General features: G+C 36.2%; 19 protein-coding genes. 4 read left to right on the forward strand and 15 right to left on the reverse strand.

The features are described from left to right. Positions 1-129: 129 nt before the first annotated feature. Positions 130-1974 carry an SLC13 family permease gene (locus P2Q73_RS01755; RefSeq protein ID WP_275783459.1) on the reverse strand — a complete coding sequence of 615 codons (1845 nt, stop codon included), beginning with the start codon at positions 1972-1974 and terminating at the stop codon, positions 130-132. 434 nt (positions 1975-2408) lie between these two features. Then, positions 2409-2903 carry a GNAT family N-acetyltransferase gene (locus P2Q73_RS01760; RefSeq protein WP_275783271.1) on the reverse strand — a complete coding sequence of 165 codons (495 nt, stop codon included), beginning with the start codon at positions 2901-2903 and terminating at the stop codon, positions 2409-2411. 163 nt (positions 2904-3066) lie between these two features. Here P2Q73_RS01760 and P2Q73_RS01765 point away from each other — a divergent pair, with 163 nt between their 5' ends. Together P2Q73_RS01765 and P2Q73_RS01770 are read left to right on the forward strand one after the other, a co-directional pair. After that, positions 3067-4068, forward strand: coding sequence for a S66 family peptidase (locus tag P2Q73_RS01765; RefSeq protein ID WP_275783274.1), 1002 nt, complete (start codon positions 3067-3069; stop codon positions 4066-4068). Next, positions 4056-4616, forward strand: a complete 561-nt coding sequence (locus P2Q73_RS01770) for an HAD-IIIA family hydrolase (RefSeq protein ID WP_275783277.1) — start codon at positions 4056-4058, stop codon at positions 4614-4616. Before P2Q73_RS01765 ends, P2Q73_RS01770 begins: the two co-directional genes overlap by 13 nt. Before the next feature lie 34 nt (positions 4617-4650). Here the strand turns inward: P2Q73_RS01770 and P2Q73_RS01775 are convergent, their stop codons facing one another. Genes P2Q73_RS01775 through P2Q73_RS01790 form a run of 4 tightly spaced genes read right to left on the reverse strand, consistent with a single transcriptional unit; the run spans position 4651 to position 7420 of the window. Then, on the reverse strand, positions 4651-5403 hold the full coding sequence (locus P2Q73_RS01775) for an NUDIX hydrolase (protein WP_275783280.1): 753 nt from the start codon (positions 5401-5403) through the stop codon (positions 4651-4653). A 1-nt stretch (position 5404) separates the two neighbouring features. Further along, on the reverse strand, positions 5405-6160 hold the full coding sequence (locus P2Q73_RS01780) for an ABC transporter permease (protein ID WP_053588366.1): 756 nt from the start codon (positions 6158-6160) through the stop codon (positions 5405-5407). Further along, complete coding sequence (locus tag P2Q73_RS01785; RefSeq protein ID WP_275783284.1) at positions 6157-6891, reverse strand: ABC transporter ATP-binding protein; 735 nt, start codon at positions 6889-6891, stop codon at positions 6157-6159. Before P2Q73_RS01785 ends, P2Q73_RS01780 begins: the two co-directional genes overlap by 4 nt. Beyond that, entirely contained in the window at positions 6875-7420 is a 546-nt protein-coding gene (locus tag P2Q73_RS01790; RefSeq protein ID WP_481747130.1) for a GNAT family N-acetyltransferase, read from the reverse strand. Before P2Q73_RS01790 ends, P2Q73_RS01785 begins: the two co-directional genes overlap by 17 nt. A 125-nt stretch (positions 7421-7545) precedes the next feature. Here P2Q73_RS01790 and P2Q73_RS01795 point away from each other — a divergent pair, with 125 nt between their 5' ends. Next, on the forward strand, positions 7546-8901 hold the full coding sequence (locus P2Q73_RS01795; protein WP_082461072.1) for an amino acid permease: 1356 nt from the start codon (positions 7546-7548) through the stop codon (positions 8899-8901). 174 nt (positions 8902-9075) lie between these two features. Here P2Q73_RS01795 and P2Q73_RS01800 read toward each other — a convergent pair whose 3' ends face one another. The 7 genes from P2Q73_RS01800 to lplA all read right to left on the reverse strand — a co-directional run bounded on the left by P2Q73_RS01800 (position 9076) and on the right by lplA (position 18795). Further along, a complete protein-coding gene (locus tag P2Q73_RS01800; protein WP_275783292.1) occupies positions 9076-11052 on the reverse strand; it encodes a S9 family peptidase in 1977 nt (658 codons plus the stop codon). Between the two features lie 115 nt (positions 11053-11167). Further along, complete coding sequence (locus P2Q73_RS01805; RefSeq protein WP_275783295.1) at positions 11168-12718, reverse strand: fatty acid--CoA ligase family protein; 1551 nt, start codon at positions 12716-12718, stop codon at positions 11168-11170. Positions 12719-12859: 141 nt separating this feature from the next. After that, complete coding sequence (locus P2Q73_RS01810) at positions 12860-14797, reverse strand: ABC transporter permease (protein WP_275783298.1); 1938 nt, start codon at positions 14795-14797, stop codon at positions 12860-12862. Continuing rightward, the gene (locus tag P2Q73_RS01815; RefSeq protein WP_056832478.1) at positions 14769-15542 is read right to left on the reverse strand and encodes an ABC transporter ATP-binding protein; all 774 of its coding nucleotides are present in this window, start codon (positions 15540-15542) and stop codon (positions 14769-14771) included. Before P2Q73_RS01815 ends, P2Q73_RS01810 begins: the two co-directional genes overlap by 29 nt. After that, positions 15502-16548, reverse strand: coding sequence for a sensor histidine kinase (locus tag P2Q73_RS01820; RefSeq protein ID WP_056832476.1), 1047 nt, complete (start codon positions 16546-16548; stop codon positions 15502-15504). Before P2Q73_RS01820 ends, P2Q73_RS01815 begins: the two co-directional genes overlap by 41 nt. A gap of 1 nt (position 16549) precedes the next feature. Further along, the gene (locus P2Q73_RS01825; protein ID WP_053588357.1) at positions 16550-17254 is read right to left on the reverse strand and encodes a response regulator transcription factor; all 705 of its coding nucleotides are present in this window, start codon (positions 17252-17254) and stop codon (positions 16550-16552) included. A 548-nt stretch (positions 17255-17802) separates the two neighbouring features. Continuing rightward, a complete protein-coding gene (lplA, locus tag P2Q73_RS01830) occupies positions 17803-18795 on the reverse strand; it encodes a lipoate--protein ligase (protein ID WP_056832474.1) in 993 nt (330 codons plus the stop codon). Positions 18796-18917: 122 nt separating this feature from the next. Between lplA and yhfH the strand changes: the two genes are divergently transcribed. Further along, complete coding sequence (gene yhfH, locus P2Q73_RS01835; protein WP_082355136.1) at positions 18918-19043, forward strand: protein YhfH; 126 nt, start codon at positions 18918-18920, stop codon at positions 19041-19043. Between the two features lie 596 nt (positions 19044-19639). Here yhfH and P2Q73_RS01840 read toward each other — a convergent pair. After that, positions 19640-21829 (reverse strand): YhgE/Pip domain-containing protein, encoded by a 2190-nt coding sequence (locus P2Q73_RS01840; RefSeq protein ID WP_275783305.1) that lies wholly within the window; start codon positions 21827-21829, stop codon positions 19640-19642. Positions 21830-21895: 66 nt separating this feature from the next. Next, positions 21896-22465, reverse strand: a complete 570-nt coding sequence (locus P2Q73_RS01845) for a TetR/AcrR family transcriptional regulator (RefSeq protein ID WP_275783308.1) — start codon at positions 22463-22465, stop codon at positions 21896-21898. Positions 22466-22539 lie beyond the last annotated feature (74 nt).

The raw sequence follows: 22539 nt of genomic DNA on the forward strand, positions 1-22539 counted from the left end.
CCTTTATAAAATATATTATTCCTAGTTGATTACTTTGCTTTAGGCCTAACATTTATAGTTATATCATATTGAGTAAAAATGTCAAATAAAAAAGAGCCTCCCCTAAAACGAAAGACCCTTCATTATTTATCACAACGGGAAGAAAATTGGAATGACAATCATCATTACAATAAACATAACAATTTGTAGAGGAATACCAGCTTTCACAAAGTTCATAAACTTATATCCCCCCGCTGTCATTACTAAAGCATTTGTCGGAGATGCAACAGGTGTCGCAAAAGCCATGCTGGAAGAAACTGCAATTGCGATTAAGAACGTATATGGATTTGCATCCATCGTAATAGCTGCACTCATTGCAATCGGCGCAAATAAAACGGCCGTTGCGGTGTTACTAATAAATTGACCAAATAACATCGTAATAAAATAAATGCCTGCCAAAACTCCCATTGCTCCAAATCCACCTAGAAGATCGATAATTCCTTTTGAAAGTATAACCATTCCACCTGTTTTTTCAAGAGCTGTTGCCATTGGAAGCATTGCTGCAATCAAAACAATACTTTCCCAGTTCATTTTTCCATAAGCATCATCCATATTTCGAAGACAACCTGTAATAATCATAAGTACAGCACCAATCAATACAGAAATAACAGCTGGAAAAACTTCTAAAATCATTAATACGATCATGAACAACATAATTGCCCCTGCAATTGGAGCTTTACCACTTGCAGCAGCCGTACTAGCATGTTCTTTCGGTTGTCCAACAACTACAACATCCTGCATCGCTCTTGAGAGTAATTCAATTTCTTCCCATGCTCCTTGTACTAAAAGAGCATCTCCGAAACGAAGGCGAACGCCCGCCATATTACTTAGTACATACTCTCCTTTTCGATTAATACCTAAAATATTTAAATTATATTTTTCACGGAAGCCAATGCTGCCTACAGTCTCATTTATTAAACTAGAATGAGGAGTTAAGAGCACCTCAGCAATTCCTAATTGTTTTGTTACAAGTACATCTGCTTCAGATTCCTCTGCATCAATTATTAACAAATAATCTTCGGCGAGTTTCTCTATGCTATCAAAAGAGCCTTGAATATATAAAATATCCTTTGCCTGTATTATGCTCGTCGGTCCAGCCATTTCTTGATATGTAATAGGTAAAATATGAATACCTTCCGTCGATTTACGATCAATTTTCAAAATAACTAGATGATACTTAGCCGGAATCTTTAATTGTGCAAGTTGCTTCCCTATCATTGGTGAATCATCTGGTACTTTAAGGCGATGCAAATTACCACCGAGTTCATAATCAATCGCCAATTGCTTTGGTGAAAGCTTATGCTCATCTTTTATCGCTTTTTTATTTTTACCATTTGGAAGTACAATATTTCGTGCAACGACGAAATATAGAATCCCAACTATAATAGCAATAATGCCTACAGGAGTAATTTCAAAGAATCCTAGCTTCTCATAGCCATTGTCAACAAGTACTTGACTAATAAGCAAATTAGCAGGTGTCGCAATAAGAGTTAACAGACCAGACAGACTACTAATATAAGAAAGTGGAATTAAATACTTGGAAGGGCTGCTATTAATACTAATTGCTATACTAATAACAATCGGAAGCATTAAAGCAACCGTTCCTGTATTACTCATGAACGCCCCAACGCTACCTGTAATGATTAGTAATAATACGAATAACTTTTTTTCACTTTTTCCCGACAATCTTAGTAGCAAGTTTCCAGCTGTATTCGCAAGACCTGTACTTAGCAGCCCTGCCCCAACTACAAACAATCCAGCAATCATAATAACAACCGAATTAGAAAAACCGGCAAGGGCTTCTGTTGGTTCCAAAACGCCGGTTATGACAAATGCTAATAATGCCAGCAGTGCTACTAAATCTGCACGTACTCGATTACTAATAAATAAAACGATACTAATCGTTAAAATACTAAAAGTTATAACAAGCTGCATCTTATTCGGATTCCTTTCCATTAGAAAATCTACCTTCATTATATAAGAAGCCGTTAAAATGTCTTGCATCTATGCTTAACTATTATTATCGCATAATATTTGGAAATGTGAGATAATAAATACCTACTACGGAGGTGGATAGATGACATTTTGGAAAGCATTTTTTTCTTACATTCTTACTAAGATAATTGCAGATAATACAATTTTTAAAATGAATTTTTTTCAGTATAAATTAATGGACAATTTCAGTATGCTCACCTTACTTCGTTTTTTAGTAGAAGTAACTAGTTTTAGTTTGATTTACTTAAGTATTTATTATTTAGTTTCAAACTTCAGCACTTGGAAAATGCGCATAAAATATGAATTAGCACATAAAAAGAAGTAACCCCTCCGCTCTTAATAAACAGCATGCGGTGCAGTTACTTCTTTCTTTTTTATATATCTACCTTATATATTGAATTTATAGCATCCCAATCAAGTGGTCTTGCCATACTGTTTTCAGTTCGCTCTAAAGGCTTAAAACCAAATTGTGCATACAGGGAATGAGCATCTCTAGTGCCTAAGTGAAAATTCGTTCCTTTTAATTTTGTATTCTCCGTGATCACGGTCATCAACCATTTACTTAGACCCTTTCCTCTAAATTCAGGAAGAATAAATACATCTGCTAGCCAAGAGTATCTAACAAGGTCAGTTAAGACACGAGCGAAACCAATTTGCTTTGGTGTCCCCTTAGTAGGATCTCCATCATAAATACCATAACAGATAGTTGAATTTTCGATAGATGCTATAACCAATGCTTTTGACGTACCTTCAAGCCAATAAGATTCTTTACTAAGAAAATTATAGATGACTTCCACATCCAACAAAGTTTTATTGGTACTAATATAATATCCATCTTTACATAACAACTCTGTCTGTTCTTTTATCAACATTTTCTTGCCCCCAACTTTTTTCTATAATACTCTTCATCATAAATATAATCTTTCAGAATATTATATTTTCACTTTATCTTAATTAAGCTATAATTGTAAATACTTACCTCTTTACATTTTTCTTAACTATTACATAAATTAATCGAGGAGAATATATTTTATGACACTATTAAACCGACTAAAGCAAGGAGACAAGATTGGGATCTATTCACCATCTTCTCCTATCACTTATTCATCCCCTAAGAGATATAAAAGAGCAAAGTCTTTTTTAGAATCCAAAGGGTTACAGATTGTTGAAGGGAATCTAACTGGCAAGCGTGATTATTATCGTTCTGGAAGTATACTGGAACGGGCAAATGAATTGAATGAACTCATTCGCGACCCGAACGTCAAATGTATTATGTCAACAATTGGTGGAACTAATTCGAATGCAATTTTGCCTTATATCGACTATGAAGCATTTAAGAAGAATCCTAAAATAATGATTGGCTACTCCGATGCAACTGCTATTTTGTTAGGAATTTATGCACAAACTGGAGTTCCAACTTTTTACGGTCCAGCTTTGGTCCCTTCTTTTGGAGAATTTGAGCCTTTTGTGCACTATACATTCGATTATTTCAATGAAATGTTAATCGAACAACAGCAAACTCCGTTTACTATTCCAACTCCTCCTTATTGGACAGATGAGCCACTTAATTGGGAGGAGAAAACAGAAGAAAAAGAAAACAGAAGCAATGAGTGGGTTTGCTTAAATGGAGGTTCTGCACAAGGAAGATTAATTGGTGGTAATTTAAATGCTATGTATGGTTTTTGGGGAAGCCCCTATATGCCTGAGATTAAAGAAGGAGATATTCTCTTAATAGAGGACACGATGAAAACAGCTTCCGTTGTGGAAAAGAATTTTAACCTGTTAAAACTGAACGGTGTATTTGATCGTGTAGGTGGAATCATTTTAGGAAAACACGAGCTGTTTGATAATCAAGGAACGGGAAGAACACCATCTGATATCTTACTAGAAACAATTGGACAACCGTCCATCCCTATTCTTACTGAATTTGATTGTTGCCATACTCATCCCATGCTCACGATGCCCATTGGAAGAAATATAAAATTAGATGCAACTAATAAAAAAGTAACCATTATCGAACAATGGATCAAATAAAAAACATAGAAGCAATATTCATTGATCGAGATGGAACAATTGGTGGCACTGGTCATTTTATTCATCCAAAGCATTTTAAGCCTTATGAATTCAGTAACGATGCATTTAAACTACTGAAAGAGCGTGGCATTCGAATGTTTGCATTCACAAATCAACATAGAATTAGCAGAAAAGAAGCATCAATCACAGAGTTTCAAGAGGAGTTCCTTTCATTCGGCTTCCATGATGCATTTATTTGTCCACATAGTGAAGACGATGCTTGTATGTGTCATAAACCTAAACCTGGTATGTTAATAGAAGCCGCTAGGAAACATAATTTAGAGCTAAAAAATTGTGTCGTAATCGGGGATGTTGGATCAACAGATATGCTAGCTGCTCATGCTGTTGGTGCGTTGAAAATATTAGTCCTAACTGGTTGGGGAAAAAGCTCCTTACATCAACATCGAGAGATCTGGAAAGATATAGAACCAGATCATATTGCACAAAATTTGTTGGAAGCGGTCCAATGGCTGCTAAAAATCCCACAAAAAACCCCAGTGAGAAATTAATCTCTCTGGGGTTTTTGCGGGTTCTCCTGATAATCTAATCTTCAATGTACTTTAACAAAATAGGCCCTAAATAATCTTCCTTTAAAGATGGATCGTTCTGAATAAAGGACTGCACGCTCTCTTTATTTAAATTGATAAATAAAAACTCATCAAACTCTGGTTGCTCGCCTTTTTCTAGAAGACTTTCATTATGATGTTGAAATAAGGCTTGAAGCTCCTTCATAGAATAATCCACTTTCAACTCGAACATAATAGCCCAAAAATCATATGTCCCCTTATTCTTAATAAACTTAGGTTTGAATGATTTGGAAAATGGAGAATCAACACGTAATCCCATTTCTTCTTCTAACTCTTTTGCTATACTTCTCTCCAAATTAAATACAAAGCCATCTAAGTCAGTCTCGTCCAGTCCTCCACCTGTAAATTGTAATCTTCCCGGAGTCGATGTATGTTGATTCATTCGACCAAAAGCAATGTGATGATCATTCGTAATAACCGCCATACATGTAAAAATGACTCTACAAGGGTATGTACAATCTGCGTGATGAAGTGTATATAAAAAATGTTTGTAGTCTGTTTTTACAACTTTTATTTGAAGTTCATCACTAGTTTTATTTATATCAGTAATGGTGAATACTTCTCCATTCCGAAACTGTTTGTTATTCTTTTTTAGCTGTTCCCAAAATAACTGATGTCGCTCTTGGATGCTTTTCGGTAGATGAAAAGGCGTCGGATCATATTTAACTGTTACTCGAGTAGGAGCTTGTTCAATGACTATCGGCTTCACATTATTCTCTCCAATCCTTCAATTGCAAATCCTTTGTAAATAAATGTTTATAACAAAGCATACTTAACATCATACTCGTAATTGCAGAGGAGCTTGTAAAAACAAAGACTATCAATATCTGATATCGTACAGCCTCCACTGGGTCCGCACCTGCTATAATCATTCCTGTCATCATTCCAGGTAGCTGCACAAGCCCTACAGTTTTCATCGCATCAATTGTAGGAATCATACTAAATTTCACGGAACGTTTTAGTACTTCCTGTACAGCCTGTCGACTTGTGGCACCTAAGGAGAGAAGAGTTTCAATTTCACCTTTGGAGCTTTCTGTTTCTCGTTTTAATTGCGTTAAAAATAATCCACACGCAACCATAGCATTTCCAATTGTCATTCCACTAAGAGGAATAATGTACTGAGGGGTTGCTTCAATTATTTGCAATCCAAGTAATAGTCCCATCATTAAAACTTCCATCGTTGCTATGGAAATAATAATTCTCCAAAAGACCCCTGTCATACCTTTAGCACGTTTGGCGGCATTACTAGCTGCAACTATAATCATGATGCAAATAATTAATACAATAATGAGGATATTTTCTGATTGAAACACAAATTGCAGTACATACCCTACTGCTAGAAGCTGAATAGCCGCGCGAATAGTACCAACTGCAATATCTTTTTCAAGATCGAGCTTTTGCCAAACGGATAAGAGCATGGTAATAACAACGAATAATAACGTGAAGCTGAGTGCAACAAAACTCATAACATCACCTGATCAGGAATTACTTGAGTATGATGACTTTCAAAAAAGTCTTCTGTACGAGAGTCAATTGCCAATCTACCATTCTCCATATACCAAACTCGGTCACTGATTTTCTTAGCTTGTTCAAGATCATGCGTTATCCAAATAAATGATGTTCCTTTTTCTTTATGTATGTGTTCCAAAAGCAGCTCTACGTATTCTTTACTTTGCTGATCAAGTGAGGCAGTGATTTCATCCAATAGAAGGATTGGTGGATTTAATAATAATGTTCGCACCAAGGCTACCCTTTGTTTCTCTCCACCAGATAAATCCTTTGCTTTTTTGTTCCACATTAAATGCTCAAGTCCTATATCCTTCATGTATTTTTTTGCTAGTCCTTCATCAAATGGAATATTATGCAACTTGCTAACAGTTTTCAAATTATCCTCGATTGTTCCTGGGAGCATGATTGATTGCTGAGCAACATATGCTATATTCATACGCCATTGCCGTGTATCCAGTTCTTTTGCTGAATCACCTTTAAAATAAATTTCACCTTTATCAAGTGTTTCAAATAAAGCAAGTGTCCGTAGTAGTGTACTTTTCCCTTCTCCTGATTTACCTAGTAAAGCAATACGCTCCGCCTTTTGAAGAACTACGGTCATATTCTCAAATAAATGAAGGCGGCACTTTGTCTCTTTCATGTCCCAATAATTTTTAGTTATATTTTTAATTTCAAGCAAAGCTGTCATACTCTTTTTCCCATTCATCTCTTAATATTCCCATTCTAATAGAATCATAGTAAACTCCATTATAAAAACGGCATTTACGAAGACGTGCTTCCATTGTCATTCCTAGCTTCTCTCCAACTTTAATCATCCGCTCGTTGCCCGACCAAGTCGTATAGCCCACGCGCACGAGGGGTAATTCACGAAATAAATGGGTGGTCCACAATCGCAAAGCTTCTGTACCAATACCACCATTCCAGTAGATAGGGTCATAGATAACAATTCCCATTTCAAGCCAAAGAGATTCTTCATGCTCCCAATAGTAGCATAAAGATCCTACTAGTAAATCATCTACATAGATTCCCCAAAAGTCTTCCTGATTTATATAATGATGTTTTTTCTCTAAAAACTGTTCAAATGTTTTTGGTTCATATGGAAAGTAAGGAGCATCCCACTTTTTCCATTCTGGCGCCTCTTCTTTCGCACTTAGTTCCCATAATTTAGATAATTCATTCTCAACTATAGGTCGAATAGTCACCTGTTTCAATTTCATCACCTCATCCAATACATATACATAATTTTACCACATTTCAAATAATATAGACTGTTCTCTCTCAATGCTTTATTATGGTTAGTGTTATATAACATAAGTAATCTATTCAAAGGAGTGACATACCATTGGGTGACAATCAGAAATTACAACGTGGATTAGAACAACGTCATATCACCTTAATGTCGTTAGGTGCAGCAATTGGAGTAGGATTATTTTTAGGTTCGGCTACTGCTATCAAATTGGCAGGACCAGCAATTCTTATTTCATACATAGTTGGTGGAATCGCTATCTTAATAATTATGCGTGCCCTCGGTGAGATGGCTGTGCATAATCCGGTTGCAGGCTCTTTTAGTAGGTATGCAAAGGATTATTTAGGACCGCTTGCAGGTTATATTACCGGATGGAATTATTGGTTTTTATGGGTTGTAACATGTATGGCAGAGATTACTGCTGTTGGTGTTTATATGCAAATGTGGTATCCGGACACACCAAGCTGGATTTGGGCATTAGCAGCACTCGTTATCATGACGATGGTAAATTTAATCACCGTAAAAGCTTATGGTGAATTCGAGTTTTGGTTCGCCCTTATAAAAATTGTGGCAATCCTTGCTATGATTTTTGTGGGACTAGGTGTGATTATTTTTGGAATTGGTAATGGTGGAGTTGCTGTTGGTATTAGTAACTTATGGTCGCATGGTGGATTTGCACCGAATGGGATCACTGGTATCTTTATGTCTTTACAAATGGTCATGTTTGCATACTTAGGTGTGGAAATGATTGGGGTTACTGCTGGAGAAGCAAAAAATCCGAAAACAGTCATTCCTCGAGCGATTGATACGGTTTTTTGGCGTATTTTATTGTTCTATGTTGGTGCTTTATTTGTCATTATGTCCATTTATCCATGGGATGAAATAGGCAGTAATGGAAGTCCATTTGTGTTAATGTTTGAACAAATCGGCATAGGACCGGCAGCAGGCATTATAAATTTCGTTGTATTAACTGCCGCACTTTCTAGTTGTAATAGCGGAATCTTTAGTACAGGACGCATGTTGTTTAACTTAGCAGAACAAAGGCAAGCGTCAGCTTCATTTAAAAAGATTAGTAGGAATGGTGTTCCTTCTAAGGCAATCATATTCTCCGCAACCTTACTATTAGTAGGTGTCATACTGAACTACCTTGTGCCTGAGAAAGTGTTTATTTGGGTCACAAGTATTTCAACATTCGGAGCTGTTTGGACATGGGGAATTATTTTGTTATCCCAATTAAAATTCCGTAAAACCCTTTCTAAAGGAGAGGTTTCTAGATTAACGTATAAAGCAATATTCTTTCCTTTTGGTTCTTATATAGCGCTTGCATTTTTAGTGTTAGTGCTCGGACTGATGGCATACTTCCCAGAAACACGAATTGCATTAATTGTTGGACCTATATGGATTATAGGATTGGTGTTTATGTATTTTAAAAATGGATTTGATAAGAGATAACTTGAATGATAATTTATTTGATTGTTCTTATCTAGAATGGTCAAATTTCAGTCAGGGTATAAATATGGATTATCCGATTCTGAGTAGTTATTATCCGATTCTGAGTAGTTATTATCCGATTATCAAAAAGCCCTTCATTTTTCTACACAGTAAATGAAGGGCTTTTCTCTATTCTTATATATATTTCTTGAACCATCCTGTAATTTGTTCCAATCGAGTCAATCTTAAATTAGGCAAGCCAACTCTGGATAGATTATGATCCGCTTTTGGGAAGCGGACAAAGCTCGTTTCTTTTCCCATTGCCTTTAGTGTTATATACAATTGCTGTCCTTGTTCAATTGGGCAACGGTAGTCATTTTCACTGTGCAATATAAGTAATGGAGTTTCCACATTAGCGGCATATTTCAATGGAGATGCATCCCATAGCTTATCGATATCTGTCATATCTGCACCTATTTGCCATGGAGTAAAGTAATAACCGATATCTGATACCCCAAAAAAGCTTACCCAATTCGAAATGGAACGTTGAGTAACCGCAGCTTTAAAGCGATTCGTATGTCCTACTATCCAATTCGTCATAAATCCACCATAGCTTCCTCCGGTAACGCCAAGTCGTGAATCATCTATCCAGTCATTTTCCTTTAATACATAATCAAGTCCCGACATGATATCCTCATAGTCTCCACCACCATAGTCACCACGAACTGCGTCTACGAAGTTTTGACTATAACTATGACTTCCGCGAGGATTTACATATAACACTCCATATCCTTCTGCTGCTAACAACTGCAGCTCGTGAAAGAACGTGTTGCCATACATCGCATGAGGTCCACCATGTATTTCTACAATAAGTGGATACTTATTGCCTTCTTCATATCCTACTGGCTTCATCAACCATCCGTGCACATCCCAATCTTTTGCTCCCTTAAAGACAATAGCCTCTGGTTCGACAAGTTCCACGTCATTTAGATAATCCTTGTTAAATTGTGTAAGTACTTTTCTTTCACCAGTCGCCAAATTCTGTCTAAATAATTCCCCGGGAAATATTGGGTTGCTAACTGTAACTAGCGCAAACGTCCCTGTTGTATCTACATCATACCCATACACATGCTCATCTTCTCCTGTAGCAGGATACAATTCACCTTCTAAAGATGCAAAATAAAGACGTATATCTCCCATTGTGGACACTTGGAAGTACAAGTGATTGTCATCTGTCCATACTACATCTGGTGCACTTGCCCCTTGTTGGAAGTCTGCAGCCGCATAGTCGCCAACTGGTGCATCAAAGCCTTCAGTTATTATTTGTCGTATGCCAGAATTTACTTCATATACATATACTTCTGCATGGGTTGCATTTTGGTAAGTACGAGGCATACCAACAAATGCAATATACTGGTCATCCTTTGAAAATGAGGCACCTCCAAAATAACCATCCTCATTTATTATTTCTGTTTCTTCCTTCGTATCAATATCGACAAGATACATTGGTTGGGTAAATGAAAAATCTTGATTTTCCTCCCGATTCACACCTATAACAAGCTTCTTCCCATCATGAGAAAGCGCCTGCAAATTATATTGATAGTTGCCTTCCGTGAATGGAGTAATTTCAGCAGTCTCTATGTCGATTGAGCCAATTTGTTTGTAAACATCTACTGGCAATAGTCCAGCACCATCTGCATGGTATTTCATTTTATCTACTACATACGCCTCTGGTAGCTTTTTTTCATCCTTTTCTGGTTCATCTGTCCATGATTTCCCTTCTTTTAAAGGAGCTGTGAACCATATTTTCTTTCCACATGGTGACCATAGATAGCTAGAAATTCCTTTTTCCATAGTTGTAAGTTGCTTCGCTTCTCCTCCAGAAGAAGGTAGAATATAAATTTGACTCTTTTCTTCCCGATTAGATAAGAAAGCAATATACTTTCCGTCCCTAGACCACTTAGGGGAGGATACTCGTTCTTTCTTATGTGTCCACTGAGTAATTTCTTCTGTGTTTAAATTTAAATGATATAAATGAGCATAATATTTATTGTCCTTTTCATCCATTTGTGTCCGTATAAATACCGCTTCTTTCCCACTAGGTGATAGTACTGGACTTGTTATAGAATGAAGTTTAAATAAATCCTTTGCTTCTAACTTTCTTTTTGCCATCTCTATATCCCCACTTTCAATTTCTTACTCTTCTCATTTATTTCGACACTCGAAATCATTTCCCTTCTTAATCATATAAAAAAACTGCACCTTATAAAAGGAGCAGTTAATTATTCTATTGAACAGTTTGTTCTTTTAATGAACGACGTAATATTTTACCTGTCGTATTTTTTGGAAGTTCCTCTAAAAACTCAAACTTCTTAGGTATTTTGTACTTCGCAAGCTTTTCAGTACAATATTCATATAGCTGCTCTTCAGTTAAAGACGTATCTTTTTTCACAACAAATGCCAATACCTCTTCCCCAAAGTTAAGGTCAGGAATACCAACTACAGCAGCTTCCACAATACCTGGATGTCCAAACAAAACTTCCTCCACTTCACGTGGGTAAACATTGTATCCTCCTACTATAATCATATCTTTCTTACGATCGACAATGTAGAAGTAACCTTCCTCGTCTTGTCTTGCAAGGTCTCCTGTATACAACCAACCATTTCGAATAGCGTTTTCCGTTTCTTCAGGCATTTTATAATAGCCCTTCATAACGTTTGGACCTCTAACGATTAGTTCACCTACTTCTCCAACAGGTACCTCTTCTCCAAGCTCGTTTACTACTTTATTCTCCACATTGACAATATTTGTTCCAATGGATCCTGGTTTACGTTCACGGTCAATCGGATTGAAGCATGTTACTGGGGAAGCCTCCGATAATCCGTAGCCTTCTGAAATACGTACGTTAAATTTTTCCTCGAAGTTGTGTAGTAATGCAACTGGTAATGAAGAACCACCAGAAATTGCTAAACGAATCGTTGAAAAATCTTCTACATCTCCTTCTGGATATTGATACAAGAAATTGAACATTGTCGGAACTCCAGCAAAGATTGTTGCCTTATGCTCTTTGGCAATTTTAAATACATCTTGTGGACTAAATTTAGGTACTAATAATAATGTTGCTCCAACTAATAATGGAGCATTAACGACAACTGTAAGCGCAAATACATGGAATACAGGAAGAGTTGTAATGACACGGTCATCCGTATTAATACTTAAATACTCCGCTACATCTCGTGCATTAGAATAAATATTTTTATATGTAAGCATTGCCCCTTTTGGATGACCAGTTGTCCCTGAAGTATATAAAATTACAGCAGTATCCTCTTCTGAAACTTCTACAGGTGTAACATAAGGTGTAGTAGACTTAATTAAAAATGAAAACGATTTCACTTTTGCTTTTAAAGAATCCGGTAATGTAGCTAGTTTCTCTACTGTGTCCGCTTGAGTCTCACAAATAACATAATTTTCAACAGAAGTAAAAATACCTGCTGCTCTTTCAACTAAAGGGAGTAATGCATCTAATGCAATAATTGCTTTTGCATCACTATTTTTGACAATATAACTGATTTCATCAGGCGTATAAATAGGATTGATTGGTACCGCAGTTGCCCCTAACCGCATCGTAGCATAAAGAGAAATGAGAAAATGTGGTGAGTTTCCAAGTAAAAAACCAACATGATCTCCTTTTTCAATTCCTAGTGAGCGGAGTGCAGTAGCAAATCGTTCTATCGAATGTTCAAATTCCGCATAAGTCGTATCAGACCCCATAAAATGATACGCAATTTTTTCAGGATGCTGTGTAGCAATTTGTTGAACACGTGAAACTAAACTCATATTCTCGTCCCCCTCATTAATTTGAATGAATATTCATTCATTATCCCTTAATTTATTATATAAAAAAAGTTTTGATAATTCAATAAAAATTAAAGAACAACAAATATAAAAAAAGCATCATAGTAGCATGATGCTTTCTGGTCAATATGCTTGAATATGGGCAATATATCTCCATCGAATTAAGTAAAAATAAGCTACTTGGATCACAGTGAATGCGACTAAAACGAAAAGCATTTCTTTCGCGATAGAAACTGCTGCTAAATCTACCCAAACTGCCTGTAGGTAAATAAACGAAAATGTACTATGCACCATGGCGAGTCCCCAAGGTAAAAAGAATTGTGGAATCAACTGTCTATTAACGATTTTTACTAGTTCATGATCGGTTACACCCATTCTTCGAAGGACTTCATACTGTTTCTTATCTCTCTCTAAATCGGTATATAATTTAAAATACACAAAGCTTCCTGCTGCAAGTAACAATACTGCTGCTACAAGTAATCCCGTAAACAGTAACAATGAAAATGTTGCACGAATGATGGAATAATTTAAACCTGGATTAACAAAATAAAATGGATTTGGATTTACCTTTGAAGTACCCATTGACTCCACCATTATTCTATCAATATCTGCTCCTACTTCCTTTGTTCTTAGCCATTCTGGAACATGAAAGGCATAAAAGGTTGTCCTAGATTCTTTCAGTCCATAGCCGGACAGAGGCTCTGTCACTAACTGAAAATCTTCATCGCTGATAATTATTGTTCGCTGATTGATTGCTAATGAAGGGAATATATAATGTTCGAATTCCCCTATTATATGAATAGGTACACTGCTCTCTTCTAACACAGTTTGTTCCTCTTGGGGGCTAAGATTTCCTATGTCCTCCTGAGTGTTTGGTACTAATATCGCTTCCCCTTGAGTCAAATCAACTAAAGGTATTTTTAATGAAAGCGCCAAGCTATTTACTTCTGATTCTTTTATCACATTCACTACTTCTTGTGAACTGGAAGAAGTTTGCTCTTTTACATTAAATTTCACTAGCTCATACGATAAATTTTCTCTTTGAAGCTCTTGGGATAGCTTCATAATATGTTCTTTCTCAAAAGGATTATCCCAATCACTGGAGTAAAAAATACTAATCGGATTTAATTCACGATATTGTGCAGTAAAGGAAGTAAAAGATGTAACAACTCCCACTGACAAAAAAGCGATAGTTGATACGATTGTTACGACAAAAAACATACGTGCATTTTCTCGAATTTTAATCGATCCATCCGCAAAAACAATTAAATGAAAAGGACGCCAGTAAAAGGATTTTCTTTTGCGAATTTGGTTTATTATATACAACATACTATCAGTGAAAAACAAGTAAGTACCTACAATTGCAAGGATAATGATGACAAACGTAATCCAAAAGGTCATCTTAAAGAGAGAAAGTAGAACTAGACTATAGGCAGTAAGCAGCAAAACTAATCCCAAAATCGCTTTCCACTTTGCATACGCTACTTGCTCATCAGCTTTCCAATATCCTTTAAGCAATTGAATAATTTCTTTTTTACGAATGAAAACAACACCGCTGATCGAAATAATGATAAATAAGGATAAAAAAACAACGATTGTTAGCGTAAATGGCTTCCAAGATAAATAAAGAGGTAGACTATCTAAAAGAAACAATTCTCGAATAACCATAAAGAAAAACTTAGAAAAGGCAAAACCCCAAAAAATCCCCACCGTTATAGATATAGCTCCTAGAATCATTGTTTCTAAGAAAACCAAACGATTTAATTGTGATTTTTCCATACCTAAATTTAATAATAGCCCGAACTCTTTAGATCTAGCCTGTAGGAAGGCACTCATCGAATAAAACAAAAAGAACAATGTAAAAATAATGAGGATAATTTCTGCAATAAGCATTCCACCAAATGCAATATCTCTTAAGAATTTATCCTCAATATTCGGATGAAACATCAACATGGAATAAATAAAAAACACCATTACGGAGAAAATACTTGCCATAAAGAAGGCAGCATACACACGACTATTTCGAATTACATTATGATAAGCGAATTGTTGAAAGGTCATTTACATTTCCACCCAATAAAGACAAAATATTTAGTATGCGCTGGAAAAATGTTTGTCTTCGGTCATCTTTATATATTTCGTTAAAATATTCTCCGTCTTTTATAAATAAAACACGATCACAATAACTTGCTGCTATTGGATCATGTGTTACCATGATAATCGTTGTTTTACTTTTTTTATTTACTTGTGTGAGTATTTCCAGTACGTCCTTTGCTGATTTTGAATCTAAATTTCCAGTCGGCTCATCTGCTAGGATGATGCCAGGTTCATGTATGAGAGCACGTCCAATAGCAGTTCTCTGAGCTTGTCCTCCTGAAATTTCGGTTGGTCTTTTTTCTAATATCGCTGATAAGTCTAAATGCTTCGCAATTTCCTCTACCCTCTGTTTCATCACTTCAACAGGTTGTCCGTCAAGCGTTAAAGGTAAAACCATATTTTCTTCCACTGTTAATGCTGGAAGCAAATTAAAGTCTTGAAATACAAAACCAAGCTGTCTTCTTCTAAATAGTGATAAATCATTCTTTGCAAGTTGAAGAGGATCTGTTCCATCGATTAAAATGTTTCCTGAAGTTGGACGGTCGATTGTAGAGATAATATTCAGCAATGTAGTTTTCCCACTACCAGAAGGGCCCATTACGGCAAGGAATTCTCCTTTTTCTACTTCAAAACTCAATTGATTGATAGCAAGATGGGCTACCTTTCCTTCATAGACTTTCGTCACTTCTTCCAGTAATAATATCGACATCATTCTCGCTCCGTTCTTCTTGTTCCTGCTGTTTAAACATGATAGAGACAGTCGTTCCTTCTCCTACTGCAGTAGATATTATCATTTCATGCCCTAAACGATTGCAAATTTCTTGGGCCAAGTATAAGCCCATTCCAGTAGATTCGCCTGTTTTTCTCCCATTTTCTCCAGTAAAAAATGCTTTTGTCACCCTTTTTATATCTGAAGCCGGTATTCCAATCCCTTCATCCCGAACGGAGAATATAATCTTATGGTCTTTTTTGGTCGTTTCAAAATATACCTTCTTATTTTTCTCAAATGTATACTTCACTGCGTTCGTCAAAAACTGAGCAATAACAAAATGAATCCATTTTCTATCCGTCGTAATCATACAATTTTCCTCAATTGAAATGACAGGAAACACATGATTACCAATGAATAAGCGTTTATTCTCTGTCACAACTTGCGTAACTAATTGTTTTAAATCAACTTGTTCTATTTGCATATCCTCTTCGAAAGTATCAAGCCTTGCATTCATCAAAACAGCCTCTAACCCTCTTTTTAGTCGATCTGTTTCTTCCGACACACTTAATGAATCTATCACTTCTTTTTCCTGTATCATAAGTTCTAAAACAGAAATAGGAGTTTTCATCTGATGAACCCAACTATTCATAAATTGCAAATGCCTATTTTGCCTTGCATATAATAGTTGCACTTCTTTTTGATACAATCGGTAAATATGCTGCAAATACAATTCCACCTGTTTAATCTCTGGGGATTGGGCTTCTTTTTGGAGTACAACCTCAATCTTTGTTGGTACAGAAAGAATCTTTTTATAAAAAGAATATTTTTTAACAAATAATGTCCCTAAAAAGGTAATCGTCAATATACTACTAATAACAATTGAATAGATTGCTGTATCTACGTTACGAAAGCCATCTAGCCAATATAAGAGCATAATAAATAATACTAATAAAAACTGAAAGATTAGAAAGATTAAATGTTCACGCATAAATAAACGAAACATCTTAAGATTCCTCCGGACTAACTATCAATCGATAGCCCGCTCCTCGAACCGTTTCAATTGTCGATGTTACCTTGTAATCAGCAAGCTTTTTCCGAACTCGAGTCATATTAACATTTAAGGTGTTTTCATCAACAAACGATTGGTCATCCCATAAATCCTCAAGCAATTTTTCTCTTGTTACAAGTTTTGGATAACTTCTCATAAGCAAATCTAATATCGTACATTCCTTCTTTTGCAAAGGTATTTCTTCAGAAGGAGTATGCAATTCCATTCTTTCTAAAAATAGCTGCAACTTTCCTACTTTTACAATTCGCTCTTCCTGCTTCGCTGCATATTCACCATAAGTTCTTCTTAAATGACTACGTATTTTCGCAAGGACGATTTCATAATGAAAAGGTTTCGTTATAAAATCATCTCCTCCATTTTCAAGTGCAAACACTTGATCCATTTCCCCTGATCTTGCGGAAACAAAAATTATCGGGCAAGTTGTATATTGGCGAAGCTGTCGGCACCAATAATACCCATCATATGAAGGTAAATTTACGTCTAATAATATAAGATGAGGATCAAAAATTTGAAACTCCTCGATAATGTTGTCGAAATCTTGAATGGTATGTACCTCATAATGATATTTACGTAAAGTATCTGCAAGTAATGCAGCGATTTTACGATCATCCTCTACTACTAAAACACGATGTTCCGTCACTTGAATCCTCCTCAACAAGCAATCTCCCTCTATCATATCATAAAGAAAAGCGACAGCGAGCTTGAAGACTAGACTGTAATTAAATTGTATAAATTCCAATTTAAAATGTATGCTCTGATAACTAAAAATGATGGTTTTTAACAGTTATAGAATTTGACTTTACTAAATAATGTTGTCCGATAAATAAGAAAATCATTGAAACGGCTCCCTTTCCGCGGGCGTTGCCTTAGCCTCCTTGGCCAACACGATGTTGGTCATGCAATCGTTGCCGCAAAAGTTCTTTTGCGACGAGCTTTGCGCAGGAGCAGGATGCTGCGAACTTAGATTGCCTTCCCCTCAATTGCGGGGTCTTCGGCTAACGCTATTCCCGCAGGAGTGTCGCCTTTTTCAACGACTTTCAATAAATACTAATTAAAAAAATTAATGCGTTTGCGTTGCCAGTGCGAATGCCATAGATTAGTGTAGTTATCTTTCATATGATGAAGTAAGCCAATTTTAAAATGTAAAAAAGCCTAACATACTTAATATGTTAGACTCTTCAAATATTATTAATAGATAAGCTGTACTAATTCTTCTTTTGAAATACCGCCAAAGTACTTTGGAACGTCGATTGGTTCAAGTGCCTCTTCTATAGCTTGTTTACTATATAGTTTACCGACTAATAGTTTTTCTACTTCTTCCATATCACCGACACCAAAGAAATCACCATAGATTTTCACTTCTTCCATAATACCTTTATTTACTTCTAATCGAACGTCGACTCCTCCTGTTGGGAAACGGTGGGAGTGTTTTATATTAAATTTAGGTGATTTACCGTAATTCCAATCCCATTGTTGATAGCGTTCTTCTGAAAGCTTATGAATGTTTTTCCAATCTTCTTCTGTAAGTTCCCAATATTGTACATTCTCTGCTCCACCAAAAATAGAGGCAAGAATTTCTGAGCGAAACTGTTCAATTGTCATCGTGTTTTCCATTAAATCAGAAATGTTTGTTACGCGGCTACGAATTGATTTGATTCCTTTAGACTCAATTTTTTCTTTACTTACCTTTAACGCAGATACAACTGCATCAATTTCTGTATCGAACATTAAAGTACCATGGCTGAACATTCTTCCACGCGTAGAATATTGTGCATTACCAGATATTTTTTTTCCTTCTGCCAAAATATCATTTCTTCCAGAAAGCTCAGCAGTCACACCCATTTTACCAAGTGCATCTATAACTGGTTGTGTAAATTTTTTAAAATTGCGGAAGCTATCCCCGTCATCTTTTGTTAAAAAACTATAGTTTAGATTCCCTAGGTCATGATACACTGCACCTCCACCCGAAAGTCTGCGAACAGGTATAATTCCATTTTTCTCTACAAAGTCTGTATTAATTTCTTCCACTGTATTTTGATTTCTCCCAATGATAATGGAAGGCTGATTTATGTAAAACAGAAGAAAAGAATCCTTTTCAACATCCATTGTTTTTAAAGCATACTCTTCAATTGCAAGGTTAATTCGTGGGTCTGTTATTCCTTTATTATCAATAAAATACATGATCATCTCTCCTTTAGACCTATTTTAACAAAAAACTGCAGAATGTGTTGACAAATGATTCCGTGTTATATTACAATCAATTTAACTTAAACAGTTATATAACAGATGGAGGTGGAACAACTATGTTAGAAAACGTAATTGAATTTTTCCGTAACCTGCCTGAGAAAAAATGTGCTACATGCGGTGAAACAATTGAAGAGCAGCATGAGTGCTATGGTAATCAATGTGATAATTGTAATTCCATTTAATTTTTTTGAAATGCCAGCTAGATTATTCCCCATTCTAGCTGGCTTTTTTTCGTGCAAAAAATAAGAAAATCGTTGAAACGGCTTCCTTTCCGCGGGCGTTGTCTTAGCCTCCTAGGCCAACACGATGTTGGTCATGCAATCGTTGCCGCAAAAGTTCTTTTGCGACGAGCTTTGCGCAGGAGCAGGATGTGGCGAACTTTGCGCAGGAGCAGGATGCGGCGAACTTAGATTGCCTTCCCCTCAATGCGGGGTCTTCGACAAACGCTATTCCCGCAAGATTGTCGCCTTTTCCAACGATTTTCTATAAATACTAATTGTAAAAATCTAAGTGATAAAAACTCAATTAATGGCATAATGTTTTTTTATTGAAAAGCGGATAATAGTTGATTGAAGTGGAAGGCGGCTACTCCAGCCGGAATAACATGAGCTGAAGACCCTGGACTGAGCTTAGCGAGGGAAGCGGCTGAAGCCATGCCGGCGGAAAGCGTCTGTCTGGAACGGAAATCAATGGGGTTCGGTCAAAAAGCGAGGGGTAAGCTTCAGATATTTATCATATATAAAAAATACCTATCCTTATGTTGGATAGGCATTGAATATTATGCTTTAGCTGTTTGTTTGGAATGTCGTTTTGAAAACAATAACATGAAATAACCAAATGTTAATGCCAAGCAAGCAACCATGAAACCAATTAACACACTATTATTAAACCAAATTTGACTAACATCGCCTGAAGAAATAGACGCTTTAAATGCTTGAACTGAATAAGTCATTGGTAATAATTTGTTGAAAAATTGTAATGGCTCAGGAAGTAACTCTAATGGGAATGTTCCAGCGCTTGTTGTTAACTGAAGAATTAACACAATTATCGCTAAAAATCTTCCTGGATCACTGAATACAGAAACGAACAATTGAATCATCGCTAAGAAAGTAAAGCTAGTGATGATTGCAGTTAAAATGAACATCCCTATGCTTTGAGTTTCTAGTTTTAATGCAAATAATGCAATTAGAACAACAATAAGCGATTGGATAATTCCAACAGCGGCAAGAACGGTAACCTTACTTGTAAACCATTTCGCTCCACTAGAAGGCGTAATAGCAGGTTGTACGAATGGGAATACAATGGAGATTAGTAACGCACCAACAAATAAACCAAGTGATAAGAAATATGGTGTAAATCCTGTTCCATAGTTTGGAACTGCATTCACTTCTTCTGTTTTTACTTCAACAGGAGCGGCAACCATATTGAATGTATCATCTGTGGCACTTACGTCTCCCACTTCTTTACTAGCGTCTTTAAGGCTAGATTGCAGTGTATTTGTACCATCTACCAAAGCTTTTGTTCCATCTGCTAGTTTTGTAGAGCCAGCTGCTAGTTCACCAGATTTTTCTGCAAGTGTTCCGGTTCCAGTTTGTAGTTGTGTGGACCCAGCTGCTAATTGATTTAAGCCACTAACCAAACTATTTGAACCAGTATAAGCTTGTTGTATTCCGGATTGAAGCTCTTTCATTTTTGCTGCTAACGTACTTGTACCTGTGGATAGACTAGTTGAGCCTTCTACTAATGCAGAAGAAGAATCATTTAGTTTTGATATACCTTGTTGTGCCTGTGAATAACCAGCACTTAGTTGTTCAGCTCCATCATGCACTTTAGCTGTTCCACTCTCCAAAGCGGCTGTACCACTAGTTAATTTTTCTAACCCTGCTGATACAGTTGAACTACCAGTCTCCAGCTGTTTCAGTGATTCCTTTAATGCAGTTGCCTGTTCTTCTGGTAATGCGGCACTTAGTTGTTCCAGTTGTTTGGATAATGCTTGTATCCCAGCTGTTACATTTGTCGACCCTTGTGCTAATTGGGTAGCACTATCATTTAAATTTGCAGAACTATTTTGTAGTTGGGCTAATGATGCTAACAAAGTTTTGTCTTTCTCACTTAATAATTGATAACTTTCATTTAGCTTTGCTACTCCTTCTGTGTACTGCTGAATACCTGTTTGTAATGACCCAGCTCCTGTTGCAGCTTGACTTGCCCCATCTGTAAGTTGTGTTGAGCCATCAGACAATTGAGAGAGACCAGTATTTAATTGGGTAGAACCTTCGGCAGCAGTTTGTATTCCTGAATTAACTGTAGTAGTTCCGTCACGAAGCTCTATTGTACTGCTTGCAAGTTGCTCTAAATAACCTTTTAAATCACTTGCTCCATCGTTAAGTTCAGATGCACCGTCTTTTATTTGACCTGCACCGTCTGATGCTTCAGCGAATCCATCACCAAGTTTGTTAATAGAAGAAAAAAGTTGCTCCGCATAAGTAGTCGTAACTTCTTCATTCACTTGTGCACGAATTTGTTCCATTGCAGAGTTACCAATTTGTGATGCTAAAAAGTTATATCCTTCATTCGCTTTATACGTAATAACCATTTTTTCTGGTTGTTCCTCTAATAATGTTGTTGCATGCTGTGAAAAATTACTTGGTATTTCAATTAGTAAATAATAATCTTGATCTAATAATCCTTGTTCTGCTTCCTTCTTGGAGACAGATTCAAAATTAAATTGTTCACTATCTATCAGTTTATCCGTTAATGTTTCTCCTAGAGCCAGTTTCGTCCCGTTATAATCTACCCCTTCATCGCTATTGATAATAGCCACTGGTAGATCGCTCAATTTTGCATAAGGATCCCAAAATGCCCATAAAAACATGCCCGCATACAAAACTGGTATAAATAACACCGCAATAATTGAAACCAATACTTTCCGGTTTTTAAAGATTGCTTTCCATTCTGCTTTTATCATTTTTTTCCCTCCAAAACTAATTGACTAAAATGTTCATTCAGTCATTTTTCTTCAAAAAAAGGAGTCTCAATTTAAGAGACTACGAAAGAAAGTATCTTGAATAATAGTTGAAATTTCATCTTCCGATAAAGATTGGTCATGAGTTATGTTCCAATCATTCACTAGAGCAAGATACGTTTTTAATAGTAAATATGCTACAAGTTCACTATTAACTTGTCGAATTTCTCCTCTTTCTATATATTTATCAATCTTTTCTTTCACAAACGAAACTATTGCTTGTTCCACTTGTTGGACTACTTGTTGAACGGTAGGTGTTCGTAATTCTTTTTCTTCATCTATTATTTTTACAAATAGCTGATGTGTTTCTCTAAACTCCAACATCTTCATCAATGCCGCGTGAGCATTTTTCTGAAACGAACCATCCTCTTTAATCGCTTTCGTAGCCTCATGTTTCATTTCAGCTATCATTTGAAGGACAATTTCTTGAAAAAGGACTTCTTTGTTTTCGAAAAATGTATAAATAGTTCCTTTCCCAACGTTTGCAATTTTGGCGATTTGATCCATTGTTGTAGCTTTATAACCGAAAAGCGAAAAAGATTTCGTTGCTGCTGTTAGTATTTCCTGCTTCCGATCCATCGATTTCACCCCTAAAGAAAAAAATGACTAGAAAACCAAATCGGTCATCTAGTCAATATAATACACTCATTTTG

It is taken from the genome of Bacillus sp. Cr_A10, assembly GCF_029222665.1.
Lineage (GTDB): Bacteria > Bacillota > Bacilli > Bacillales_A > Planococcaceae > Psychrobacillus.

Coding starts and splice junctions, on each gene's coding strand:
- P2Q73_RS01755 (WP_275783459.1), bottom strand. CDS start 1,974: ATGCAGCTTGTTATAACTTTTAGTATTTTAACGATTAGTATCGTTTTA.
- P2Q73_RS01765 (WP_275783274.1), top strand. CDS start 3,067: ATGACACTATTAAACCGACTAAAGCAAGGAGACAAGATTGGGATCTAT.
- P2Q73_RS01770 (WP_275783277.1), top strand. CDS start 4,056: ATGGATCAAATAAAAAACATAGAAGCAATATTCATTGATCGAGATGGA.
- P2Q73_RS01780 (WP_053588366.1), bottom strand. CDS start 6,160: ATGAGTTTTGTTGCACTCAGCTTCACGTTATTATTCGTTGTTATTACC.
- P2Q73_RS01785 (WP_275783284.1), bottom strand. CDS start 6,891: ATGACAGCTTTGCTTGAAATTAAAAATATAACTAAAAATTATTGGGAC.
- P2Q73_RS01790 (WP_481747130.1), bottom strand. CDS start 7,420: ATGAAATTGAAACAGGTGACTATTCGACCTATAGTTGAGAATGAATTA.
- P2Q73_RS01800 (WP_275783292.1), bottom strand. CDS start 11,052: ATGGCAAAAAGAAAGTTAGAAGCAAAGGATTTATTTAAACTTCATTCT.
- P2Q73_RS01805 (WP_275783295.1), bottom strand. CDS start 12,718: ATGAGTTTAGTTTCACGTGTTCAACAAATTGCTACACAGCATCCTGAA.
- P2Q73_RS01810 (WP_275783298.1), bottom strand. CDS start 14,797: ATGACCTTTCAACAATTCGCTTATCATAATGTAATTCGAAATAGTCGT.
- P2Q73_RS01815 (WP_056832478.1), bottom strand. CDS start 15,542: ATGTCGATATTATTACTGGAAGAAGTGACGAAAGTCTATGAAGGAAAG.
- P2Q73_RS01820 (WP_056832476.1), bottom strand. CDS start 16,548: ATGTTTCGTTTATTTATGCGTGAACATTTAATCTTTCTAATCTTTCAG.
- lplA (WP_056832474.1), bottom strand. CDS start 18,795: ATGTATTTTATTGATAATAAAGGAATAACAGACCCACGAATTAACCTT.
- yhfH (WP_082355136.1), top strand. CDS start 18,918: ATGTTAGAAAACGTAATTGAATTTTTCCGTAACCTGCCTGAGAAAAAA.
- P2Q73_RS01840 (WP_275783305.1), bottom strand. CDS start 21,829: ATGATAAAAGCAGAATGGAAAGCAATCTTTAAAAACCGGAAAGTATTG.
- P2Q73_RS01845 (WP_275783308.1), bottom strand. CDS start 22,465: ATGGATCGGAAGCAGGAAATACTAACAGCAGCAACGAAATCTTTTTCG.